The following is a 20067-nucleotide window of genomic DNA, read 5'->3' as shown; positions in this document are numbered from 1 at the left end:
GGCGCCAGCCGGGAGGTTGCCCGGCTGGCGCTACAGCACGGCCTCCAACCCTTTGCGCTCCAGCAGGTGCAACAGCTTCAGCGACGGTCCGCTGGGCTGCTTGTCGCCCTGCTCCCACTTCCTCACGGTCGAGACGCTGGTGTTGAGCACGCCGGCCAGCACCGCCTGGCTGAGCTTGAGTTGGGCGCGCAGCGCCCGGATCTGGGCACTGTCGTAGGGTGGCACGGGCTCGATGCACAGGGCGTCGAATTTACTCATCTTGCGCTTGTCGATGAAGCCCAGGCGATGCAGGTCGCGCGCCGTCTCATGGACGGCTTCGAGGATGGGGCTCTTGGCCCGGGTCTTGACGGTCATGGCAAATCTCCTGCAAGGCGCCGTCTTCGACGGCTTCGTTCAACTGCGCGGCCGTGCGCGCCAGCCATTCGGCGGCGACGGCCTGCAAGGCTTCCAGCTCGGCCTCGGAAATGTTGGCGCGGTCGTTCTTCTCGAAGCCGAACACGAAGAACCATCGATCGCCCCGGTTGGTCGCCACGAGTGTCCTGGCGCCGCTGCTCTTGCCGCGGCCGGGCAAGGCCACCCGCTTCTTGACGACGCCGCCACCCAGGTCCGCATCGACCAGGCCACGGCGCATTTCGCCGACGGCTTTGCACAGCACCGGGTCGGTCAGGTCCGTCTTGCGCATCCAGCGGCTGAAGTGACGGGTCTTGAAGACGCGATGCATGGTTGAATTATGCCACTCAGTGACATAGTTCATGGGCCGCCTTGCATCGGGATCCGGCGCGGCGCCCGTTCAGCCCCGCACCTGCTCCCAGCTCAGCCCGAAGCGCCCGAGGTACTTGCGCAGCCGGTCGGCATCGTTGACCACGCTGCGCTGCAGGCGCGAGGCCTGGAACAGCCGGCGCCCCGCGTCCGACAGGCTGCGGGCGCCGCGGCACACGCGCAGCACGCCCTGCAATTGCAGCCGGTCGAAGAGGTCGAGCGCCGCCTCGGCCTCGGCGCCGAGCAGGGCGGCCAGGTCGATGTCGCCATCGGCGCTGCCGCCAGGCCCGCCGTCCGCATGCTTCCACAGCCAGCGCAGCCGCGCGATCTCGGCCTGCACCAGCGGCTCGGTGATGCGTCCGCCTTCGGCCAGCGTGGCCAGCCGCGTCACGCTGGCCGCCAGGTCGCGGAAGTTGCCGCTCCAGGGTGCCTCGCCGGGGTTCTGCGCGAAGCGCAGGTAGGCCGCGCGCGCCTCGGCGTTGAAGCGCACGGCGCTGCGGTTCTCCTGCGCGTGCAGGGCCAGCAGGTGGTCGATGTTGGGCTCGATGTCCTCCGGCCGCTCGGCCAGGCCGGGCAGGGCGTAGGTCCAGAGGTTGATGCGCGCGAACAGGTCCTCGCGGAAGCGGCCGGCCGCCACCTCGCCGCGCAGGTCGCGGTTGGTGCCGGCGATGAGCTGGAAGTCGCTCTCCACCTCGCGGTCGGCGCCCATCGGGTAGAAGCGCTTTTCCTCGATGGCCTTGAGCAGCATGGCCTGCTCGTCCAGGCCCAGTTCGCCGATCTCGTCGAGGAACAGCACGCCCTCGTGCGCGGTGCGCAGCAGGCCGGCGCGCTCCGCGGCGGCGCCGGTGAAGGCGCCCTTGCGGTGGCCGAACAGGGTGGAGGCCGCGCCGTCGCCGCGCAGCGTGGCGCAGTTCACCTCGACGAAGTCGCCCGCGATCTGGTGGCGCGACTTCTTCAGCTCGAACATGCGCCGCGCCAGGTGCGACTTGCCCGCGCCGGTGGGGCCGGCCAGCAGGATCGGCGCGCGCGAGCGCACCGCCACCCGCTCGATCTCGTCGATCAGCGCGTTGAAGCGCGCATTGCGCGTGGCGATGCCGCGCTTGAGGAAGGCCACCGCGTCGCGCTGCTCGGCCGCGAAGCGCTGCGCGATGGCGTCGTAGCGCGACAGGTCGAGGTCGATCAGCGCCACCTCGCCCGGCTGGCCGGGACGCTGGCGCTTCGGCGGCGAGGTCTGCGCCAGCACGCCGGGCAGGGTGCGCGATTCCGTCAGCAGGAACAGGCAGATCTGCGCCACGTGCGTGCCGGTGGTGATGTGGGCCCAGTACTGCTCGCGCTCCGTGTCGAAGGGGTAGGCGCGCGCCCAGTCGAACAGGCGCGTGTAGACCTCGCCGAAGTCCCACGGGTCGGCGATGGGCAGCGGCACCAGGTTCACCTGCGTCTCAGGCGAGACGGTGGCGATGTCGGCCTTCACGCGCTCGGCCAGCGCGAGGTGGCGCTCGGTGTACAGCAGCTCCAGGCGTGCGACCACCAGTTCCTCGCGCTGCGTGAGCGCGACCGTGGGGCGCCACTTCTCCCAGCGGCCCGTGCCCTGGCCGGAATCGAGCTGCGTGCCGAGGAAGCCGATGACGACGATGGGTTTCATTGGGCTAGAAATTTAGCTTGAATTCTAGTTTTTCGTGAATCGCATAGGCGAGAAGCTGTGCCACTGGAAGAGAATTTCCTTGAATATCAATGGCTTGAGTGAAGCTGCACCGTGGTGGCGCGACATGGCATGCTCCTCGCAATGGAGTGCCCAAGCGCCGCGTGGCGTGAGTCGGGGGAAGGCGCGATGGGCGCCTTCCCCGAACGACCGGAAGGAACGAGAGCCATGAACCAGAACAACTACGACCTGCACGATGTCGAGCACGGTGTGCCCGTGAAGATGTGGACCCGCGGCGTGCCCGTGGAAGACGAGGCAAAGCGCCAGCTCGAGAACGCGGCGCGCCTGCCCATCGTGTTCCGGCACATCGCGGCCATGCCCGACGTGCACTACGGCATCGGCGCCACCGTGGGCTCGGTGATCCCGACCTTCAAGGCCATCATCCCGGCCGCGGTGGGCGTGGACATCGGCTGCGGCATGATGGCCTGCAAGACCACGCTGCATGCCAACGACCTGCCCGACAACCTGGGCCCGCTGCGCGCAGCCATCGAGAAGGCCGTGCCGCACGGCTCGAACCCCCGGCGCCAGGGCCGCGACAAGGGCGCGTGGGAAACCCCGCCCGACGAGACCGATGCCGCCTGGGCGCAGCTCAAGGGCGAGTTCGACGCGATCTGCGAGGACTACCCGCGCCTTGCGAACACCAACAACCACAAGCACCTGGGCACGCTGGGCACGGGCAACCACTTCATCGAGGTCTGCCTCGACGAGGCGGGCGCGGTGTGGTTCATGCTGCACTCCGGCTCGCGCGGTGTGGGCAATGCCATCGGCACCCACTTCATCGAGCTGGCGAAGAAGGATGCCGAGCGCCACCAGCGCAACCTGCCGGACCAGGACCTGGCCTACTTCGAGGAAGGCAGCCGCTACTTCGGCGACTACGTGCGCGCCGTCGGCTGGGCGCAGAAGTTCGCCCGCGCCAACCGCGAGGTGATGATGCAGCGCGTGGTCGCGGCCGCGCGCTTGTGTCTCGCCAAGCCCTTCGAGGCGCACGTGGAGGCGGTGAACTGCCACCACAACTACGTGCAGCGCGAGACGCACTTCGGCGAGGACGTGCTGGTGACCCGCAAGGGCGCGGTGAGCGCCCGCGCGGGCGAGCTGGGCATCATCCCCGGCAGCATGGGCGCGCGCAGCTACATCGTGCGCGGCAAGGGCAACCCCGAGTCGTTCATGAGCTGCAGCCACGGCGCGGGCCGCAAGATGAGCCGCACCAAGGCGAAGAAGCTGTACACCGTGGCCGACCAGGTGGCCGCCACCGAGGGCGTGGAGTGCCGCAAGGACGCCGACGTGATCGACGAGATCCCGATGGCCTACAAGGACATCGACGCCGTGATGGCGGCGCAGCAGGACCTGGTGGAGGTGGTCTACACGCTCAAGCAGGTGGTGTGCGTGAAAGGATAGGGCCGCACGCGCCGCCCCTGCGGGCGATGCCGGCAGCGGCGGAAGGAAGAACGATGAAGAGCAACAAGCAGCGCCGCGCCGAGATCGTGGCCCGCCGTCTGGCGCGGGCCGACCGGCTGCGGGTGCAGATGAAGACCCCGCAGGACGCGCGCGGCTTTGCCGTGCAGCCCGGCTGCGTGCCGGCCGACACCGTCCTGCTGGCACGGCTGAACAACAGCTACGGCCTGCCGTCTTTCTACCTGGACCGGCCCTTCACCTGCCGCGACTGCGGCGCGCAGGCCGTCTGGACGGCGAAGCAGCAGAAGTGGTGGTACGAGGTGGTGCGGGCCCACATCGACAGCAGGGCCGTTCGCTGCCTGCCGTGCCGGCGTGCGCGCCGCACGGCGCTCGCGGCATCGCGCGCGGCGCCCGGCGCGAATCGGCTCGGCGACGAGGTGGCATGGCTGCGCGCCGTGAGCGCGGCGCCGCCGGACGCGCAGACCGAGGCGCGCGTGGAGGCCGCGCTGCGCAGCAAGTGGGACGGCGTGCGCAAGGTCGCCATCGAGGTGCTGGGCCGCTGGCGCCGCCCCGCCGACCTGCCGCGGCTGCGCGAGTGGGCGCACGACGAATCGCTGGGCCGCTGGAGCGCCGTGCGCCGCGCGGCCGCCGAGGCGCTGGCGGCGGCAAGCAACGAGAAGACGACATGACGAAGCGTGAAGACAACGAATTCCTGCGCTCGGCCCACCCGGTCGAGCCCGCCGTGCGGGCGCAGATCCTGGAGGAACTGCGCGCCATCGAGGCACGCCACGACGTGGCGGTGCTGTTCGCCTGCGAGTCCGGCAGCCGCGGCTGGGGCTTCGCCTCGCCCGACAGCGACTACGACGTGCGCTTCATCTACGTGCACCGCCTGCCGTGGTACCTGACGGTGGCGCCCGGCCGCGACGTGATCGAACTGCCGATCTCCGTGCCGAGCGTGGGGGCTCCGCCTCTGGACATCAACGGCTGGGAACTGCGCAAGGCGCTGGGCCTGATGCGCGAGTCCAACCCCACGCTGCTGGAGTGGCTGCGCTCGCCCATCGTCTACCGCGAGGAGGCCGGGACCATGGCGCGCTTCCGCACGCTGGCCGAGGCGGTCTACACGCGCACACGCGCCTGGCACCACTACCGCTCGATGGCGAAGAAGAACTTCCGCGAGCACCTGCAGGGCGAGGCGGTGCGCTTCAAGAAGTACCTGTACGTGCTGCGCCCGCTGCTGGCGGCGCGCTGGATCGCCGCCCGCGACGGCGTGCCGCCGATGCGCTTCGCCGAACTGGCGCAGCAGGTGCTGGACGCGCGCGCCGACGCCGCGCTGATCGCCGAGATCGACGCGCTGCTGGAGGTGAAGATGCGCGCCGGCGAGGCGGCGACCAGCCCGCGCTGGCCGGGCATCCACGCCTTCATCGAGGCCGAGCTGGCGTCGCCGGCCGACGCGCCCCCGCCGGCGCCGTTCCGCGATGGCGCGGGCGCGCTCGACGTCTTCCTGCGCGACACCGTGCTGCGCTTCGGCGCGCCGGCGCAGGAGAAGGAGGAGGGCGCCGCATGATCGAACTCGACGGTTCCGAAGGCGAGGGCGGCGGCCAGATCCTGCGCACGGGCCTGGCGCTGGCGATGCTGGCGCAGCGGCCGCTCGCCATCGAGCGCATCCGCGCCGGCCGGCCCAAGCCCGGCCTGATGCGCCAGCACCTGGCCTGCGTGCAGGCGGCCGCGGCCGTGTGCGGCGCGCGGGTGCAGGGCGCCGAGCTGGGCGCGCAGGCGCTGCGCTTCGAGCCCGGCCCGGTGCGCGCCGGCGCCTACCGCTTCGCCATCGCCGGCGCGGGCAGTTGCCTGCTGGTGCTGCAGACCGTGCTGCCGGCGCTGCTGCTGGCCGATGGGCCGAGCACGCTGCACCTGAGCGGCGGCACCCACAACCCGTGGGCGCCGCCCTTCCACTTCGTCGAGCGCGCCTTCGCGCCGCTGGTGCGGCGCACGGGCGCGGGGCTGGAGCTGACGCTGCGCCGCCACGGCTTCCACCCGGCCGGCGGCGGCGAGGTGCTGGCCACGGTCACGCCGGCGGCCGGCACGCTGCAGCCCTTCGACCTGATGGCGCGCGGCGAGCTGCGCGAGGCCTGGGCCGACTGCCTGGCGCCGGGCCTGCCGCGGCGCATCGCCGCGCGCGAGCTGGCGGTGTTCGGCGAGGCGACCCGCTGGGCGCCGGAGCAGCTGCGCCACGGCGACGCGCGGCAGGACGAGGGGCCGGGCAACGCGCTGATGGCGACGCTGGTCCACGAGCACGCCACCGAGGTGTTCATGGCGCTGGGCGAGAAGTCGCTGCCCTCCGAGCAGGTGGCGCGCCGCCTGCTGGGCGAGATGCGCGCCTTCCAGGCCCGCCCGGCGGCGGCCGTCGGGCCGCACCTGGCCGACCAGCTCGCCCTGCTGCTGGCGCTGGCCGTGTGGCGCAGCGGCCGGCCGGCGCGCTTCAGCTGCAGCCAGGCGACGCCGCACCTGCGCACGCAGTGCGTGGTGATCCCGCGCGTGCTGCCGGTGACGGCGGCCATCGACGAGGCCGGCGCGGTGCCGGTCGTGCGGCTGGCGCCGGCCGGCTGAAAGCCGCGCCCTCAGATCAGGTTGCGCATCGCCTCGGCCGTCTCGCGCAGCACCGGCAGCACGCGCGCGACCGCGCCGTCGCTGCTCTCGCGCCCCATCGGCATGGTGATGTTGAGCGCGCCCACCAGCTCGCCGTGCCGATCGCGCAGCGGCACGGCGATGCCGCGCGAGTTCAGGTCCAGCTGCTGCTCCGACAGCGCCCAGCCCCGGGCGCGGATGCGCGCCAGCTCGCGCGCCAGCTGCTCCTTGCTGGCGATGGTGTGGGAGGTGAAGACCTGCAGCTCGTGCGTCGCCAGCCAGCGCCGGGTCTCCTCCTCGGGCCGCAGGGCCAGCATCAGCATGCCCGAGGCCGTGACCTGCGCCGTCACCCGCGCGCCCAGCACGTAGCCGGTGTTCATGCTGCGGTTGGGTCCGTTGCGGGCGATGTAGACCACCTCGTCGCCGTCCAGCACCGCCAGGTAGGCCGTCTCGTGCGTGCCCGCCGCCACGCGCTGCAGGAAGGGCTGCACGATGCGCGGCAGGCGCGCCGACTCGAGGTACGACTGGCCCAGCCGCAGCACCCGCGGCGTCAGCCAGAACAGCTTGCCGTCGGTCGCCACGTAGCCCATGTGCTGCAGCGTCAGCAGGTAGCGCCGCGCGGCGGTGCGGGTCATGCCGGTGCGCTGGCCGGCCTCGCTGGCGGTCATGCGCGGGTGGGCGTCGTCGAAGGCCTCGATGATGCCCACGCCGCGTTCCAGGCCGGCGATCCAGTCGCGCCGGTCCAGGCCCGGCGGGGCGTCGTCGTCGGAGGGCTTGGCGGAAGGCGCGGGCATGGTGGACAGTGTGCGCAGCGGCCCGCACCCTGCGGTGCCGGTCGGCTCAGGGGAAACCCTCTATGCGATCGATCATCGACCAGAAATGTTCGATTATCGAACGCAGCAATGCGGCCGGCCGATGCGCGCCCGGGCGCCGCTTCCTACAGTGCCTGCACGAACGCGGCAGGGCGCTTTTTCCGACGACTTCACCGCGAAAGGCAATTTCCCATGGCAGACATCCACGGCAACACGGACCTGTACCTGATCCCCGGCGACCCGGTGACCAACGTGCGCCTGCCGCGCATGTTCAACGCCGTGTTCGACCGCTGCGGCATCGCCGCGCGCATGCTGCCGGTGCAGGTGCGCGCCCGCGACTTCGCCGTGTGGCTCAAGGCCAGCTTCCTGGCGCGCAACGTCAAGGGCATGGTGATCGCGCCGCCGCACAAGCCGCTGGCGGTCGACCTGCTGGACGGCTGCGGCCTGTTCGCGCGCATCGCCGGCTCGGTCAACGTGGTGCGCCGCACCCACACCGGCGACCTGGAGGGCGACCTGTTCGACGGCGAGGGCATCGTCGGCGCGCTCGACCGCTTCGGCATCCCCTTCCGCGGCAGGCGCGTGCTGATCCTGGGCGCCGGCGTGAGCGCGGCGGCCATCGGCGTCTCGCTGGCCGAGGGCGGCGGCGACGACGGCGCCGGCCACATCGCCTTCTACGACCCGGCGCCGGGCAAGTCGGCCGGCGTGGCGGCGCGCATCGACGACGCCTTCGACGCCCGCGTGGTGGCGGTGCCCAGCGCCGACCCGGCGGGCTACGACCTGGTCATCAACGGCACCTCGGTCGGCCTCTCTGAAGGCGATCCGCTGCCCTGCGACGTGGCGCGCATGGAGCCGCACGCGGCCCTGTTCGACATCCTGCTGCGCAACCAGCCCACGCCGCTGGTGCGTGCGGCCCGCGCGCGCGGCCTGCATGCGCAGCCCGGCTTCGAGATGCTGGTGCAGCAGATGGCGCACTACTTCGACTACTTCGCGCTGCCGCAGGCGGGCGCCCTGGTGCGCCAGGACGCCGACTTCCTGCGCGAGCTGATCTACCCGCCGGCGCTGGCCGGCGAAATCCGCAACCCCTGGCGCTACCCGGACGCGGGACCGCGCTGAAACCGGTGGCGGCGGCCCATGCCTTCGAAGGCCCGCCACCTCACCATCCACCCGGAGACAACATGAGCAGCACCGTCACGGCCCACGAGCCGCAGGGCAGGCACCAGTCGAAGAAGGCCGCGGCCAGCGGCTGGATCGGCTCGGCCCTCGAGTACTACGACTTCTTCATCTACGCCACCGCCGCCGCGCTGGTGTTCCCGCAGATCTTCTTCCCCAAGGGCGACCCGGCCATCGCCATCATCGCCTCGCTGGCCACCTACGGCGTGGGCTACGTGGCGCGGCCCATCGGCGCTTTCGTGCTGGGCCACCTGGGCGACACGCACGGGCGCAAGCAGGTGCTGGTGTGGTGCATGTTCCTGATGGGCTTCTCGACCATCGCGGTGGGCCTGCTGCCCACCTACGAGCAGGTCGGCCTGCTGGCGCCCACGCTGCTGGTGCTGATGCGGCTGATCCAGGGCTTTGCGGTGGCCGGCGAGATCTCGGGCGCCAGCTCGATGATCCTGGAGCACGCGCCCTTCGGCCGGCGCGGCTTCTTCGCCAGCTTCACGCTGCAGGGCGTGCAGGCGGGGCAGATCCTGGCCGCCGCCGTGTTCCTGCCCCTGGCGCACTACATGCCCACCGAGCAGTTCAACAGCTGGGGCTGGCGCATCCCCTTCATCCTGAGCTTCGTGGTCATCGTCGCCGGCTGGATCATCCGCCGCGAGGTGGCCGAGACGCCGGCCTTCACCGACAAGTCGGCGCTCAAGGAGCGCGCCCGCTCGCCCATCGTCGACGCCTTCAAGTACAGCACGCCCGACATGCTGCGCGTGGTGTGCATGGCGCTGATGAACGTGATCCCGGTGGTCGCCACCATCTTCGGCGCGGCCTACGCGGTGCAGCCGGCCTACGGCATCGGCTTCGAGAAGGACGTGTACCTGTGGATCCCCGTGCTGGGCAACATCCTGGCGGTGCTGGTGATCCCCTACGTGGGCAACCTGTCCGACCGCATCGGCCGCCGTCCGCCGATCATCGTCGGCTCGCTGCTGGCCGGGCTGCTGGCCTTCGGCTACCTCTACGCCATCAGCATCAAGAACGTGCCGCTGGCCATCTGCATGTCGCTCTTGATGTGGGGCATCGTCTACCAGGGCTACAACGCGGTGTTCCCCAGCTTCTACCCGGAGCTGTTCCCGACCCGCACCCGCGTGTCGGCCATGGCGATCTCGCAGAACCTCGGCACCGCCATCACGGCCATGCTGCCGGCGCTGTTCACGGCCGTCGCCCCGCCCGGTGCGTCGAACATCTGGCTCACGGTCGGCGCCATCGCCTTCGGCATCACGGTGATCGCCGCGCTGGCGGCGCTCAGCGCCCGCGAGACCTACCGCGTGCACATGAACGACCTGGGCAGGCCCGACGCGCAGCCGGTCGACAAGGCCGAGTACGACCGCCTGCGCGCCGCGTCGATGGCCGCCGCGCAGCCGGCCTGAGCCCGCCTTCGAGACCGGCGCCGCCATGTCCATCGACCTCGCCCGCTTCGGCTTCAACACCGTCACCATGGGCGGTGCGCTGGGCCACAAGCTCGACTGCATGAAGGCCGCGGGCTTCTCCGGCGTGGAGTTGTGGGCGCGCGACCTGGTCGCGCACCCCGGCGGCGTGGAGGAGGCGGCGCGCATCGTGAAGGCCAGCGGCCTGAAGGTCACCGACTTCCAGCCGCTGCGCGACTTCGAGTGCGCGCCCGACGCCATGCGCCCGCACCGCCTGGAGATGGCGCGCGAGCAGCTGCGCCAGATGGCGCTGGTGGGCGCCGACCTGCTGCTGGTGTGCTCCACCACCAGCCCGCTGGCCATCGACGACCCGGAGCGCGCCGCGGAAGACCTGCGCACGCTCGCCACGCTGGCCACGCCGCTGGGCATCCGCATCTGCTACGAGGCCCTGTCCTGGGGCCGGCATGTCAACCGCTGGCACCAGGCCTGGGACATCGTGCGCCGCTGCAACCGCAGCAACGTCGGCCTGAACCTCGACAGCTTCCACATGTCGGTGCACGGCGACGACACGCCCGAGACGCTGGCGCGGCTGGCCGAGGTGCCGGTGGAGAAGATCTTCCTGGTGCAACTGGCCGACTATTTCTTCGAGTACAGCGACCGCCAGGCCGACATGATCGAGCTGGCGCGGCACCAGCGCCTGTTCCCCGGCGAGGGCCTGCACGACGTGCGCGACCTGGTGCAGCTGCTGGAAGACCGCGGCTACCGCGGCCACTACACCTTCGAGGTGTTCAACGACGACTACGTCAACTCCGACCCGATGGTGGTCGCGCAGCGCGGCATGAAGGCCGCGCGCCGGCTCAGCGAGAGCCACGTCGCGCGCTCCTGAGTCCTCACACGCAATGCTTCCCATGATCTCCGGCAAGACCACCCTCATCGCGCACCTCGGCTACCCCACCGGGACCTTCAAGGCGCCCATGATCTACAACCCCTGGTTCGAGCAGCAGGGCATCGACGCGGTCGTGGTGCCGATGGGCGTCAAGGCCGAGGACTACGCCGCGGCGCTGCCGCAGATCATGCGCTTCACCAACCTGCGCGGCGCGCTGGTGACCATGCCGCACAAGATATCCACGCTGCGGCTGGTCGACGAGGCCACGCCGACGGCGCAGATCGCCGGCGCCTGCAACGCCATCCTCAAGCGGCCCGACGGCACGCTGCTGGGCGACATGTTCGACGGCGCCGGCTTCGTGCGCGGCGTCGAGCGCAAGGGCCGCAGCTTCCGCGGCGCGCGCGTGCTGGTGTCCGGCTCGGGCGGCGTGGGCTCGGCCATCGCCGCCTCCATCGCGGCCGCCGGCGCCGCCGAGCTGATGCTGTTCGACGCGCATGCCGGCGCGGCCGAGGCGCTGGCCGGCCGCCTGCGCGAGCACCATCCGCAACTGAAGGTGGACACTGGCGCCAACGACCCGGCCGGCTTCGACATCGTCGTCAACGCCACGCCGCTGGGCATGAAGGAGGGCGACCCGCTGCCCTTCGACATCGGCCGCATCGACCCGAAGACCTTCGTCGGCGAGGTGGTGATGAAGGCCGAGTACACGCCGCTGCTGCAGGCGGCGCGCGCGAAGGGCTGCGAAGTGCAGGTGGGCACCGACATGCTGTTCGAGCAGATCCCGGCCTACCTGGAGTTCTTCGGCTTCGGCACGACGACCGCGGAGGCGCTGCGCGCCGTCGCGAAGCTGCAGTACTGATTCGACGGGTGCACGCGCAGGCGGGCGCCCCGGCTGGTTCCACAACGAAGAAGGAGACAACGCCATGAGAAGACGCACGCTATCCGCAGTCATCGCCGCCGCGGCGCTGGCCGCCGCCGGCCTGGCCGGCGCCCAGGTGAAGGAGCGCACGATCAAGTTCGCCTTCCAGAACCAGACCGGCCACCCGCAGGCCCAGGGTGCGCAGAAGTTCGCCGACCTGGTGGCGCAGAAGTCCGGCGGCAGGATGAGCGTGAAGCTCTTCCCCGGCGGCACGCTGGGCGGCGACCTGCAGACCGTCTCGGCCCTGCAGGGCGGCACGGTGGAGATGACGGTGCTCAACGCCGGCATCCTGGCGGCGCAGGTCAAGGAGTTCGCCGTCTACGACTTCCCCTTCCTCTTCGCCAACGCGCAGGAGGCCGACGCCGTGACCGACGGCGCCTTCGGCCGCAAGCTGCTGGGCATGCTCGACGCCCGCCAGCTGCACGGCCTGGGCTACTGGGACCTGGGCTTCCGCAACCTCACCAACGGCCGCCGGCCGATCGCCCGGGCCGAGGACATCGCGGGCCTGAAGATCCGCGTGATCCAGTCGCCGATCTACATCGACCTGTTCGCCGCGCTCGGCGCCAACGCCACGCCGATGCCCTTCCCCGAGCTGTTCCCGGCGCTGGAGCAGCGCGTGGTGGACGGCCAGGAGAACCCCAACACGGTGATCCTCTCGTCGCGCTTCGCGGAGGTGCAGAAGTACCTGACCGAGACGCGCCACATCTACAACCCGCAGGCGCTGGTCGTCAGCAAGCGCTTCTGGGATTCGCTCTCGGCCGAGGAGAAGAAGATCGTCGAGGCGGCCGCGGCCGAGGCGACGGTGTTCCAGCGGCAGGTCTCGCGCGGCGCGGCCGACAGCGCGCTGGCCGCGCTGAAGCAGGCCGGCATGACGGTCACCGAGCTGCCGCCGGCCGAGGTGGCGAAGCTGCGCGAGAAGGTCAGGCCGGTGATCGACAAGTACACCGCCAGCGTGGGCGAGGCCACCGTCAAGGAACTGATGGCCGAGATCGCCAAGGTGCGCAAGTAGGCAGCCCCCTCCACCTGCCGGAGGATGGCCGCGCCCGCCGGCCCGCCGAACAATGGCCCGCCATGCCGGCTGCCGCCCCCCTCTCCATCCGCGACGACGCCAGCCTCGTGCCCTCCGGCGCGGCGCTGGCGCGCGTGGCCGTGCTGGCCCCGCTGGCCGCGCCGCGGCTCGATGCGCTGGCCGCCCGCTGCCGGTGGCAGCGGCTGGCGCCCTGGGAGCCGCTGGATCTGCGCGAGGCGGGCGCCGACGCCGCGCACCTGCTGGTGGCCGGCCGCATGCGCCTGAGCCTGCGCACGGCCGAGGGCGTGCAGGTCGACCTGCAGGAGATCGGCGGCGGCGACCTGTTCGGCGAGTGGGCCGACGCGGCTGGCGCACCGGCCCGGCCCGCCGAGGGCGTGGCCCTGTCCCGCTGCCTGGTGGCGACGCTGGACGGCGCCTGCTTCCGCGCGCTGCTGGAGGAGGAGCCGCGGGTCGCGCTGCGCTGCGCCGGCTCGCTGGCGGCGCAGTTGCGGCAGTTGTCCGAGCAGGTGCTCTCGCTGCACGCCGCCCGCTGAGGCGCCGTTCAGTGCCCGACCAGCGCCAGGTAGTCGGTGCGGGTGGCGCGCGACACCGAATCGAGCACCTGCACGTACGGCGTCTGGTGGCGCACCAGCAGCCGGGCCGAGGCCACCGCCTTCGAGCGGCAGAACCAGTGGCAGGTGTGCTGCATGAGCAGCAGCTCGGCGCTCATCATGTAGGCCTGCGCCTTCGGGTCGAGTTGCGCGGCGTTGGCGGCCACCGCCTCGATGCCGCGCGCATGGACGGCGAAGACGCGCCGCACGTCGAACAGCCGCCGCGCCGGCAGCAGCGGCTGAGCGAAGGGCAGCCACAGCGGCAGCCGGCTCACCTGGGCCAGCGGCGCCTCCATGCGCTGCACGTCGGCGGCGAAGCGCGCGAACTGCTGCGCCAGCGACTGCTCCACGCCGCTGAGGATGCCGCGGATCTGGCGGCGGCGCTCGGGGTCGTTCTCGCCCAGCCAGCGCAGGTAGCCGTCGAGCAGCTGCTCCATCTGCCGCTCGATCTGGTAGGTGCCGAGGTAGCGGCCGAGCAGGGCGATGCGGCGCTGCTGCTCGCGTTGCTTGAGCACGTACAGGCCGGCGGCGAGGACGATCAGGACGAGGAGGATTTCCATGGCGGGCCGCGCGCCGGCACGGCGGCGGTGAGGGGACGGGGAGGGCGGGAAGAAAGGCGAGGAACGCAGTGTAGGCAACGCGCCGGGCGGGGCCGGCGGCGCGCTTCAGCGCTCTTCGCCGGCCGCTGCGGCAGGCGGCAGGGCGATGCCCGTTCCGTAGTGCTGCGCCTTGTCGGAGTACATGGCGCGGTCGGCCCGCAGCAGCGCGGCCTCCAGGCTCTCGCCGGGGCTGCACAGCGCGGCGCCGATGGCGAAGCTCAGCGCGTGGCCGCTGGTGCCGGCGTAGAACTGGTTGTTCACCTCCACCAGCGAGGCCAGGCGGTCGCGCACCGCCTGCACCGCGCGCTCGTCGCCGCCGGGCAGCAGGATGGCGAACTCGTCGCCGCCGATGCGCGCCACGCTGGCCGGCGCGTCCACGCACTTGCCCAGCACCTCGCCGGCGCGGCGCAGCAGCGCGTCGCCGGCGGCGTGGCTGACCTCGTCGTTGACGCGCTTGAGGCCGTTCATGTCGATCGCCATCACCGCCACCGGCCACGGCCCCTTGCGCGCCAGGCGCTTGATCTCCTCGGTGTACCAGGTGCGGTTGCGCAGCTGCGTGAGCACGTCGTGCGTGCCCAGGTATTCCAGGTACGCCTCGGCCCGCTTGCGCGCCGTGATGTCCACCAGCGAGACGAGCACCAGGTCCCAGCGCTGCATGTGCTCGGGCAGCACCGCGAGCTGCATGTGGATGTGGATCGCCTCGCCCGAGAGCGAGTGGTTCACCACCTCGCGCTGCTGCGTGGTGCGGCCGTCCCACAGGTCGCGCAACTGCTCGGCGAAGGAGTCATGCATCTCGCCCTGGAAGATGTCGGGCAGGCGGCGCAGCAGCTCGTCCTTGGAGGAGGCGCCGAACATGCGCAGCGTCTCCTCGTTCACGTCGAGCACGCGGATCTCCTGCATGCAGCGGCTGATGAACTCGGGGTGCACCTTCAGGAAGGTGCCGAAGTCGCGGATGCCCTGCACGCGCACTTCTTCCAGCAGCCGGCGGATGCCGCTGAAGTCCTCCACCCACAGCGACACCGGCGAGCGCTCGAACAGGCCGCGCGCATAGCGCTCGCTGCGCGCCAGCGCGGCAGCGGTGCGCGACTGCTCGGTGACGTCGTCCAGCGAGACCAGCACACGCCCCCACGTCTGCTCGTGGCCGGGCAGCACGCGCACCCGCACGTCGACCTCCAGGCGGCGGCCGTCCAGCGTGTAGTTGACGGTGCGGTCCTCGAAGTGCAGCGCGCCGCCCCACAACTGCTCCAGCTCGTGCAGCATGTGCTCGCCGGCGTCGTCGCGGAACACGTCGCCCATGCGGTCCACCAGCTCGTCGAGGCTGGCGGCGCCGAAGAGCTGCAGCGTGGCCTGGTTGACCTTGATCACCTTCAGCGCCGCGGTGCAGGCCGTCAGCCGCGACGGGTCCTGCGCCAGGTAGGCGCGCAGGTCCTGCACGCCCTGCGCGCGCCAGCCGTCGAACAGGCGCTTCAGGCCGCCGAAGTCCTCCAGCCAGAGCGAGACCGGGGCGAGATCGAACATCGACTGGTCGTCGTTGGGGGCAAGCATCGGCGGGGTCGGAGCGGGCATGGGAAAGGGGGGCGCGGGCCTTGTGATGCTATCAGCGGGGCCCGCCGGCGCAGGCGAGTACTTTTCTCTCATCGGCCGCGCGTGCCACTTGCCGGCACAATCCGGAGCCATCCGCCACGGCGCCGGCCGTTGGTCCTCCTGCCTCTTTTTTCAAGCATGACCGCGCCCCTGCGCCGCTGGCTCGCGCGCCGCCTTCTGCCCGTCTGCACGCTGCTGGCCGCGTGCGCCTGCGCCTCGGCCGCCGCCGACGGCGCGTGGCACCTGCGCGTGGTCGGCGGCACCGGCCGCTACGCGCAGCACGAGGCCCGCTTCTGGACCGAGGAGCTGCCCCGCCTGAGCCAGGGGCGCTTCCGCGCCAGCCTGATGCCCTTCGACCGTGCCGGCGTGCCGGGCCAGAAGATGCTGGACCTGATCTCGGTGGGCGTGGTGCCGCTGGGCACCGTGACGCTCGCCCACGTGGCCGGCGAGTGGCCCGAGCTGGCCATCCCCGACATGGCGGGCCTGAGCGGCGACCTGGCCTCGCTGCGCCGCATGGTGCAGGCCTTCCGGCCGGCGACGGAACGCCTGCTGCGCGAGCGCTTCAACGCGCGCCTGCTGGCGGTGTACGTCTATCCGGCGCAGGTTTTCTTCTGCCGGCAGCCGATGCAGGCGCTGGCCGGGGTCAAGGGCCGGCGCGTGCGCGTGTCGGGCTACTCGCAGGCCGACTTCGTGCGCGCGCTGGGCGCCGAGCCGGTGTTCACCGAGTTCAACGCGATGATGGGCATGATGGAATCCGATGGCATCGACTGCGCCATCACAGGCGCGATGGCGGGCAATTCCGTGGGCCTGCACCGCGTCACCGGCACGCTGTTCACCCAGCCGGTCAACTGGGGCCTGACCCTGTTCGCCGTCAACGAGGACGCGTGGGCCGCCTTCCCGCCCGAGCTGCAGGCGCTGCTGCTGGAGCACATGCCGCGGCTGGAGGCCCGCAACTGGGCCGAGTCGGACAGCGACGCGCTGGCCGGCGTGGCCTGCAATATCGGCGCCAGCACCTGCGAGCCGGCGCGCCGCGGCCGCATGCAGGCCCAGGCACCCGGCGTGGCCGACGAGCGCCTGCGCCGCGACATCCTCGCCAACGCGGTGCTGCCGGGCTGGATGCGCCGCTGCGGCAACGCCTGCGCCGAGCTGTGGAACCAGACGCTGGCGCCCCTCGTCGGCCTGCGCGCGGGAGGCCGGCCATGAACCGGCGCGGCCAGTTCTACGCCGCGGCCGCCATCTTCGGCGCCGTGCTGCTCTTCGTGCTGGCCGTGGCGGCGGCCACGCGCTTCTTCGTGCTGCAGTCCAGGCAGGCCGCCGAGCAGGCCGCCGAGAGCCAGTTGGTACGCTTCACCCAGGGCGCGTCGGCGGCGCTCAACCAGATCCTGCTGGACATCGACCTGCGGCTGGCCGAGGCCGGCGCCGCCCTGCGCCAGGGCCCGGGCGTGCCGGCGCAGGCGGACGCCCTGCTGCGCGGCGTGACGCGCAGCGACCTGCTGGTGCAGTACGCCGCCCTGGTCTCGCCCGAGGGCCGCGTGCTCGCCGCCTCGGGCCGCAGCGGCGCCGAGCAGGCGCTGCAGCTGCCCGACGGCTTCCTGGCGCGCGCGCTGGCGCAGCCGGTGGCGGGGCTGGTGGTGAGCGCGCCGGTGATCAGCCCCGTGACCTCGCAGCAGGTGCTGTACCTCGGGCGGCCGCTGCGCCTGGGCGAGCAGGGCCGCGCCGTCGCCGTGGCCGAGGTGCAGGCCGCCTCGCTCCTGCGCATCATCAACCAGGGCGTGGATATCCGCGGGCTCGAGACCACGCTGGAGCGCGACAACGGCACGCTGCTGGCCAGCGCGCCGCCGGGCATGCGGACCGCCCGCGCGATCGGGCAGCCGCTGAAGCCCGACGGCGCCGGCGGGCTGCTGCAGCGATTGCCGGCCCGGCTGTCGGGCGTGCCGGCCATCGTGGCGGCGCGCGCCACGCTGCAGGACGGCCTGGTGGTGGCCGGCAGCCTGCCGATGGAGGTGGTGCTGACCGACTGGGCGCGGCAGCGCCGCCTGGCGCGCGGCGCCGCGGCCACCTTCATCCTGACGATCCTGGGCGTGGGCTGGCTCTCGTGGCGGCACTGGCGCGGGCAGTGGCGCCAGCGCGAGCACCTGCGCCACTCCAAGGCCATGCTCGACCAGGCGCTGGAATCCATGTCCGACGGCTTCGTGCTGCTGGACGCGCAGGGCCGCGTGCTCAACTGGAACCGCCGCTTCGTCGAGCTGTTCCCGCGGGCCGAGCCGGCCATCGCCTCCGGCGCGCCCTTCGCCCCCATCGAGCAGGAACTGGCCCTGCAGGCCGCCGCCGAAGAGGCGCCGCAGCCGCTGGTGCCCGGTGAGCAGGAACTGCACCTGCCCGACGGCCGCGTGCTGGTGATCGTGCGCAGCAGCACGCCCGCCGGCGGCCTGGTGTGCGTGTACCGCGACACCACCGAGAAGCGCCTGCAGATGGCCGACATCATCGAGAGCCGCGCCCAGCTGCAGGCCACGCTGGACGCGCTGCCCGACGCCCTGCTCGAACTCGACCTGGACGGCCTGTGCCTGCGCTTCCACGCCGCGCGCAGCACCTCGCTGGAGCTCGACGCGCCGGTGGGCCGCACTGTGGCCGAGCTGCTGCCCGGCGAGCCCGGCGCGCAGATCATGGCGGCGGTGCGCGACGCCTACCTCGGCGGCGTGTCGACCGGCCGGCAGTTCGAGCACCGCGCGCTGCAGGGCACCGCCTGGTTCGAGGTGTCGGCCTCGCGCAAGAGCGCCGGCGAGGGCCGCGAGGCGCGCTTCATCGTCATCCTGCGCGACATCACCGAGCGCATGGCCGCCGCGCGGCAGATCGAGCACCTGGCCTTCTACGACAACCTCACCGGCCTGCCCAACCGCCGCCTGCTGCTGCACCGCCTGCAGTCGGCGCTGGACGGCAACCAGCGCCACCAGCGCCTGGGCGCGCTGCTGTTCCTGGACCTGGACAACTTCAAGACCCTCAACGACGCGCAGGGGCGCTCGGTGGGCGACCTGCTGCTCAAGCACACCGCCGAGCGCCTGACCCAGCTGCTGGGCGAGGGCGACACCGTGGCGCGCCTGGGCGGCGACGAGTTCATCGTGATGCTCGGCGCCGTCGGCACGCGGCCGGAGGCCGCCGCGCTGCAGGTGCAGGCCTTCGGCGACGCCGTGCTGGCCGAGCTGGGCCGGCCGGTGCAACTGCCCGGCCTGCTCTACCACGGCACCGCCAGCATCGGCGCCGCGCTCTTCGGCGCGTATGCCGTCTCGCTGGAAGACCTGCTCAAGCAGGCCGACATCGCGATGGTGCACGCCAAGAAGGCCGGCGGCGGCGTGCTGCGCTTCTTCGAGCCCGACATGCAGGCCAGCGTGGCCGCCCGCGCCGCGCTGGAAAGCGAGCTGCACGCGGCGCTGAAGTCGCGCCGGCAGTTCACGCTGCACTACCAGCGCCAAGTGACGGCCGAGGGCCAGATCATCGGCGCCGAGGTGCTGATCCGCTGGAACCACCCGGAGCGCGGCCAGCTGCTGCCGGCCGCCTTCATCGACGTGGCCGAGGAGACCGGCCTGATCGTGCCCATCGGCCTGTGGGCGCTGGAGCAGGCCTGCCGCCAGCTCGACGAGTGGAGCCACCACCCGCGCCGCCGGCACCTGACGCTGGCCGTCAACGTCAGCGCGCGCCAGTTCCGCCGCGACGACTTCGCCGAGCAGGTGCGCGAGGTGCTGATCCGCACCGGCGCCGACCCCTCGCGCCTGAAGCTGGAGCTGACCGAGAGCCTGCTGCACGAGCAGCTGGCCGAGACCGTGGCGAAGATGAAGTCGTTGGCCGCCATCGGCATCCGCTTCGCGATGGATGATTTCGGCATCGGCTACTCGTCGCTGTCGTACATGGCGCAACTGCCGCTGGCGCAGATCAAGATCGACAAGTTCTTCGTCGGCGGCATCGGCAACAACGCCAAGATCGAGCTGATCGTGCAGACCTTGATCGGCATGGCCGCCAATCTCGATTTGGAGATCGTCGCCGAGGGCGTGGAAACGCGCGAGCAGCTCGACTTCCTGGTGCGCCACGGCTGCCGCATGTACCAGGGCTTCTTCTTCGGCCGGCCGCTGACCTTCGAGGAGTTGGAGGGGCAGTTGGATGTGGAGTTGGCGCCGGATTTGGGGTGAGAGGTGGTGCGGAGCGTGTCGCTAACTCTGGCAGCGACAGCTTCAGACGGCGGATTCAACCGGTCGATGCAACACACTAACCACCGCGTAGGCGGAAGGAGTGTTGCAGATGAAGCAGCGGCCAAGAATCTACTATTCCGACAGCCAGAAGGCGCAGATGTGGAAGCGCTGGAAAGAAGGCTGGACGCTGCATGAGATCGGCAAGCGGTGCGATAAAGTGCCCGAATCGTCTAGCTTGCATAGCTCAGATGGTCGGAAGGCGAGGCAACGTGCGCTGGCCCAGCGTGCAACTTTGCACGGAGGCGTTCGTCCTGTATGAACATCCACCCGCTATTGCCGTCAGCCAGCACTCATGCGGGCAGCAGACGGATCAGTGAAGCAATGTCAAGGGGACTCGCGCCGATGTTATGCAGTGCGACTGCGACTG

General features: G+C 71.5%; 18 protein-coding genes. 12 read left to right on the top strand and 6 right to left on the bottom strand.

Annotated features, from left to right (window positions below):
- Positions 1 to 30: 30 nt before the first annotated feature.
- From Q392_RS22125 to rtcR, 3 genes are read right to left on the bottom strand one after another with little or no spacing between them, the layout of a single operon-like run.
- Positions 31 to 354: a helix-turn-helix domain-containing protein gene (locus tag Q392_RS22125; RefSeq protein WP_038212476.1), complete on the bottom strand. Its 324-nt coding sequence runs from the start codon at positions 352 to 354 to the stop codon at positions 31 to 33.
- Positions 305 to 754: a type II toxin-antitoxin system RelE/ParE family toxin gene (locus Q392_RS22120; protein ID WP_245610777.1), complete on the bottom strand. Its 450-nt coding sequence runs from the start codon at positions 752 to 754 to the stop codon at positions 305 to 307. The genes Q392_RS22125 and Q392_RS22120 overlap by 50 nt, the downstream gene beginning before the upstream one ends.
- Before the next feature lie 36 nt (positions 755 to 790).
- Positions 791 to 2401: an RNA repair transcriptional activator RtcR gene (rtcR, locus tag Q392_RS22115; protein ID WP_038212469.1), complete on the bottom strand. Its 1611-nt coding sequence runs from the start codon at positions 2399 to 2401 to the stop codon at positions 791 to 793.
- Positions 2402 to 2626: 225 nt separating this feature from the next.
- On the opposite strand from rtcR, the gene Q392_RS22110 reads away from it, so the two are divergent.
- Genes Q392_RS22110 through rtcA form a run of 4 tightly spaced genes read left to right on the top strand, consistent with a single transcriptional unit; the run spans position 2627 to position 6454 of the window.
- Complete coding sequence (locus Q392_RS22110) at positions 2627 to 3853, top strand: RtcB family protein (protein ID WP_038212466.1); 1227 nt, start codon at positions 2627 to 2629, stop codon at positions 3851 to 3853.
- Between the two features lie 53 nt (positions 3854 to 3906).
- Positions 3907 to 4539 carry a zinc-ribbon domain containing protein gene (locus Q392_RS22105; protein WP_038212463.1) on the top strand — a complete coding sequence of 211 codons (633 nt, stop codon included), beginning with the start codon at positions 3907 to 3909 and terminating at the stop codon, positions 4537 to 4539.
- Positions 4536 to 5414 (top strand): nucleotidyltransferase domain-containing protein, encoded by an 879-nt coding sequence (locus Q392_RS22100; RefSeq protein ID WP_038212458.1) that lies wholly within the window; start codon positions 4536 to 4538, stop codon positions 5412 to 5414. Before Q392_RS22105 ends, Q392_RS22100 begins: the two co-directional genes overlap by 4 nt.
- A complete protein-coding gene (rtcA, locus tag Q392_RS22095; RefSeq protein ID WP_038212456.1) occupies positions 5411 to 6454 on the top strand; it encodes an RNA 3'-terminal phosphate cyclase in 1044 nt (347 codons plus the stop codon). The genes Q392_RS22100 and rtcA overlap by 4 nt, the downstream gene beginning before the upstream one ends.
- Before the next feature lie 11 nt (positions 6455 to 6465).
- Here rtcA and Q392_RS22090 read toward each other — a convergent pair whose 3' ends face one another.
- The gene (locus Q392_RS22090) at positions 6466 to 7266 is read right to left on the bottom strand and encodes an IclR family transcriptional regulator domain-containing protein (protein ID WP_038212453.1); all 801 of its coding nucleotides are present in this window, start codon (positions 7264 to 7266) and stop codon (positions 6466 to 6468) included.
- A gap of 210 nt (positions 7267 to 7476) precedes the next feature.
- On the opposite strand from Q392_RS22090, the gene Q392_RS22085 reads away from it, so the two are divergent.
- The 6 genes from Q392_RS22085 to Q392_RS22060 all read left to right on the top strand — a co-directional run bounded on the left by Q392_RS22085 (position 7477) and on the right by Q392_RS22060 (position 13222).
- The gene (locus Q392_RS22085; RefSeq protein ID WP_038212450.1) at positions 7477 to 8397 is read left to right on the top strand and encodes a shikimate dehydrogenase family protein; all 921 of its coding nucleotides are present in this window, start codon (positions 7477 to 7479) and stop codon (positions 8395 to 8397) included.
- Between the two features lie 62 nt (positions 8398 to 8459).
- Positions 8460 to 9860: an MFS transporter gene (locus Q392_RS22080; RefSeq protein WP_038212448.1), complete on the top strand. Its 1401-nt coding sequence runs from the start codon at positions 8460 to 8462 to the stop codon at positions 9858 to 9860.
- A 25-nt stretch (positions 9861 to 9885) separates the two neighbouring features.
- Entirely contained in the window at positions 9886 to 10743 is an 858-nt protein-coding gene (locus tag Q392_RS22075) for a sugar phosphate isomerase/epimerase family protein (RefSeq protein ID WP_084217334.1), read from the top strand.
- Positions 10744 to 10765: 22 nt separating this feature from the next.
- The gene (locus Q392_RS22070) at positions 10766 to 11599 is read left to right on the top strand and encodes a shikimate dehydrogenase family protein (protein ID WP_038212510.1); all 834 of its coding nucleotides are present in this window, start codon (positions 10766 to 10768) and stop codon (positions 11597 to 11599) included.
- Positions 11600 to 11663: 64 nt separating this feature from the next.
- Positions 11664 to 12668 (top strand): TRAP transporter substrate-binding protein, encoded by a 1005-nt coding sequence (locus Q392_RS22065; protein WP_038212446.1) that lies wholly within the window; start codon positions 11664 to 11666, stop codon positions 12666 to 12668.
- Positions 12669 to 12730: 62 nt separating this feature from the next.
- Entirely contained in the window at positions 12731 to 13222 is a 492-nt protein-coding gene (locus Q392_RS22060; RefSeq protein WP_051953851.1) for a Crp/Fnr family transcriptional regulator, read from the top strand.
- Positions 13223 to 13230: 8 nt separating this feature from the next.
- Here Q392_RS22060 and Q392_RS22055 read toward each other — a convergent pair whose 3' ends face one another.
- On the bottom strand, positions 13231 to 13839 hold the full coding sequence (locus tag Q392_RS22055; RefSeq protein WP_038212443.1) for a hypothetical protein: 609 nt from the start codon (positions 13837 to 13839) through the stop codon (positions 13231 to 13233).
- Positions 13840 to 13944: 105 nt separating this feature from the next.
- Positions 13945 to 15423: a sensor domain-containing diguanylate cyclase gene (locus Q392_RS22050; RefSeq protein WP_157008146.1), complete on the bottom strand. Its 1479-nt coding sequence runs from the start codon at positions 15421 to 15423 to the stop codon at positions 13945 to 13947.
- Positions 15424 to 15600: 177 nt separating this feature from the next.
- Between Q392_RS22050 and dctP the strand changes: the two genes are divergently transcribed.
- Positions 15601 to 16665 (top strand): TRAP transporter substrate-binding protein DctP, encoded by a 1065-nt coding sequence (gene dctP, locus Q392_RS22045; protein WP_038212440.1) that lies wholly within the window; start codon positions 15601 to 15603, stop codon positions 16663 to 16665.
- Entirely contained in the window at positions 16662 to 19640 is a 2979-nt protein-coding gene (locus tag Q392_RS22040; RefSeq protein ID WP_051953849.1) for a bifunctional diguanylate cyclase/phosphodiesterase, read from the top strand. Before dctP ends, Q392_RS22040 begins: the two co-directional genes overlap by 4 nt.
- The last annotated feature ends 427 nt before the right edge of the window (positions 19641 to 20067 follow it).

This window comes from Xenophilus azovorans DSM 13620 (assembly GCF_000745855.1).
GTDB lineage: Bacteria > Pseudomonadota > Gammaproteobacteria > Burkholderiales > Burkholderiaceae_C > Xenophilus > Xenophilus azovorans.
The sequence above is the reverse complement of the archived record's forward strand: the minus strand, read 5'-3'. Positions and strand labels throughout refer to the sequence as shown.

What these genes read in the sequence shown, in the direction of transcription:
- Q392_RS22125 (WP_038212476.1), bottom strand. Translation starts at nt 354, where the DNA reads ATGACCGTCAAGACCCGGGCCAAGAGCCCCATCCTCGAAGCCGTCCAT.
- Q392_RS22120 (WP_245610777.1), bottom strand. Translation starts at nt 754, where the DNA reads ATGAACTATGTCACTGAGTGGCATAATTCAACCATGCATCGCGTCTTC.
- rtcR (WP_038212469.1), bottom strand. Translation starts at nt 2,401, where the DNA reads ATGAAACCCATCGTCGTCATCGGCTTCCTCGGCACGCAGCTCGATTCC.
- Q392_RS22110 (WP_038212466.1), top strand. Translation starts at nt 2,627, where the DNA reads ATGAACCAGAACAACTACGACCTGCACGATGTCGAGCACGGTGTGCCC.
- Q392_RS22105 (WP_038212463.1), top strand. Translation starts at nt 3,907, where the DNA reads ATGAAGAGCAACAAGCAGCGCCGCGCCGAGATCGTGGCCCGCCGTCTG.
- Q392_RS22100 (WP_038212458.1), top strand. Translation starts at nt 4,536, where the DNA reads ATGACGAAGCGTGAAGACAACGAATTCCTGCGCTCGGCCCACCCGGTC.
- rtcA (WP_038212456.1), top strand. Translation starts at nt 5,411, where the DNA reads ATGATCGAACTCGACGGTTCCGAAGGCGAGGGCGGCGGCCAGATCCTG.
- Q392_RS22090 (WP_038212453.1), bottom strand. Translation starts at nt 7,266, where the DNA reads ATGCCCGCGCCTTCCGCCAAGCCCTCCGACGACGACGCCCCGCCGGGC.
- Q392_RS22085 (WP_038212450.1), top strand. Translation starts at nt 7,477, where the DNA reads ATGGCAGACATCCACGGCAACACGGACCTGTACCTGATCCCCGGCGAC.
- Q392_RS22080 (WP_038212448.1), top strand. Translation starts at nt 8,460, where the DNA reads ATGAGCAGCACCGTCACGGCCCACGAGCCGCAGGGCAGGCACCAGTCG.
- Q392_RS22075 (WP_084217334.1), top strand. Translation starts at nt 9,886, where the DNA reads ATGTCCATCGACCTCGCCCGCTTCGGCTTCAACACCGTCACCATGGGC.
- Q392_RS22070 (WP_038212510.1), top strand. Translation starts at nt 10,766, where the DNA reads ATGATCTCCGGCAAGACCACCCTCATCGCGCACCTCGGCTACCCCACC.
- Q392_RS22065 (WP_038212446.1), top strand. Translation starts at nt 11,664, where the DNA reads ATGAGAAGACGCACGCTATCCGCAGTCATCGCCGCCGCGGCGCTGGCC.
- Q392_RS22060 (WP_051953851.1), top strand. Translation starts at nt 12,731, where the DNA reads ATGCCGGCTGCCGCCCCCCTCTCCATCCGCGACGACGCCAGCCTCGTG.
- Q392_RS22055 (WP_038212443.1), bottom strand. Translation starts at nt 13,839, where the DNA reads ATGGAAATCCTCCTCGTCCTGATCGTCCTCGCCGCCGGCCTGTACGTG.
- Q392_RS22050 (WP_157008146.1), bottom strand. Translation starts at nt 15,423, where the DNA reads ATGCTTGCCCCCAACGACGACCAGTCGATGTTCGATCTCGCCCCGGTC.
- dctP (WP_038212440.1), top strand. Translation starts at nt 15,601, where the DNA reads ATGACCGCGCCCCTGCGCCGCTGGCTCGCGCGCCGCCTTCTGCCCGTC.
- Q392_RS22040 (WP_051953849.1), top strand. Translation starts at nt 16,662, where the DNA reads ATGAACCGGCGCGGCCAGTTCTACGCCGCGGCCGCCATCTTCGGCGCC.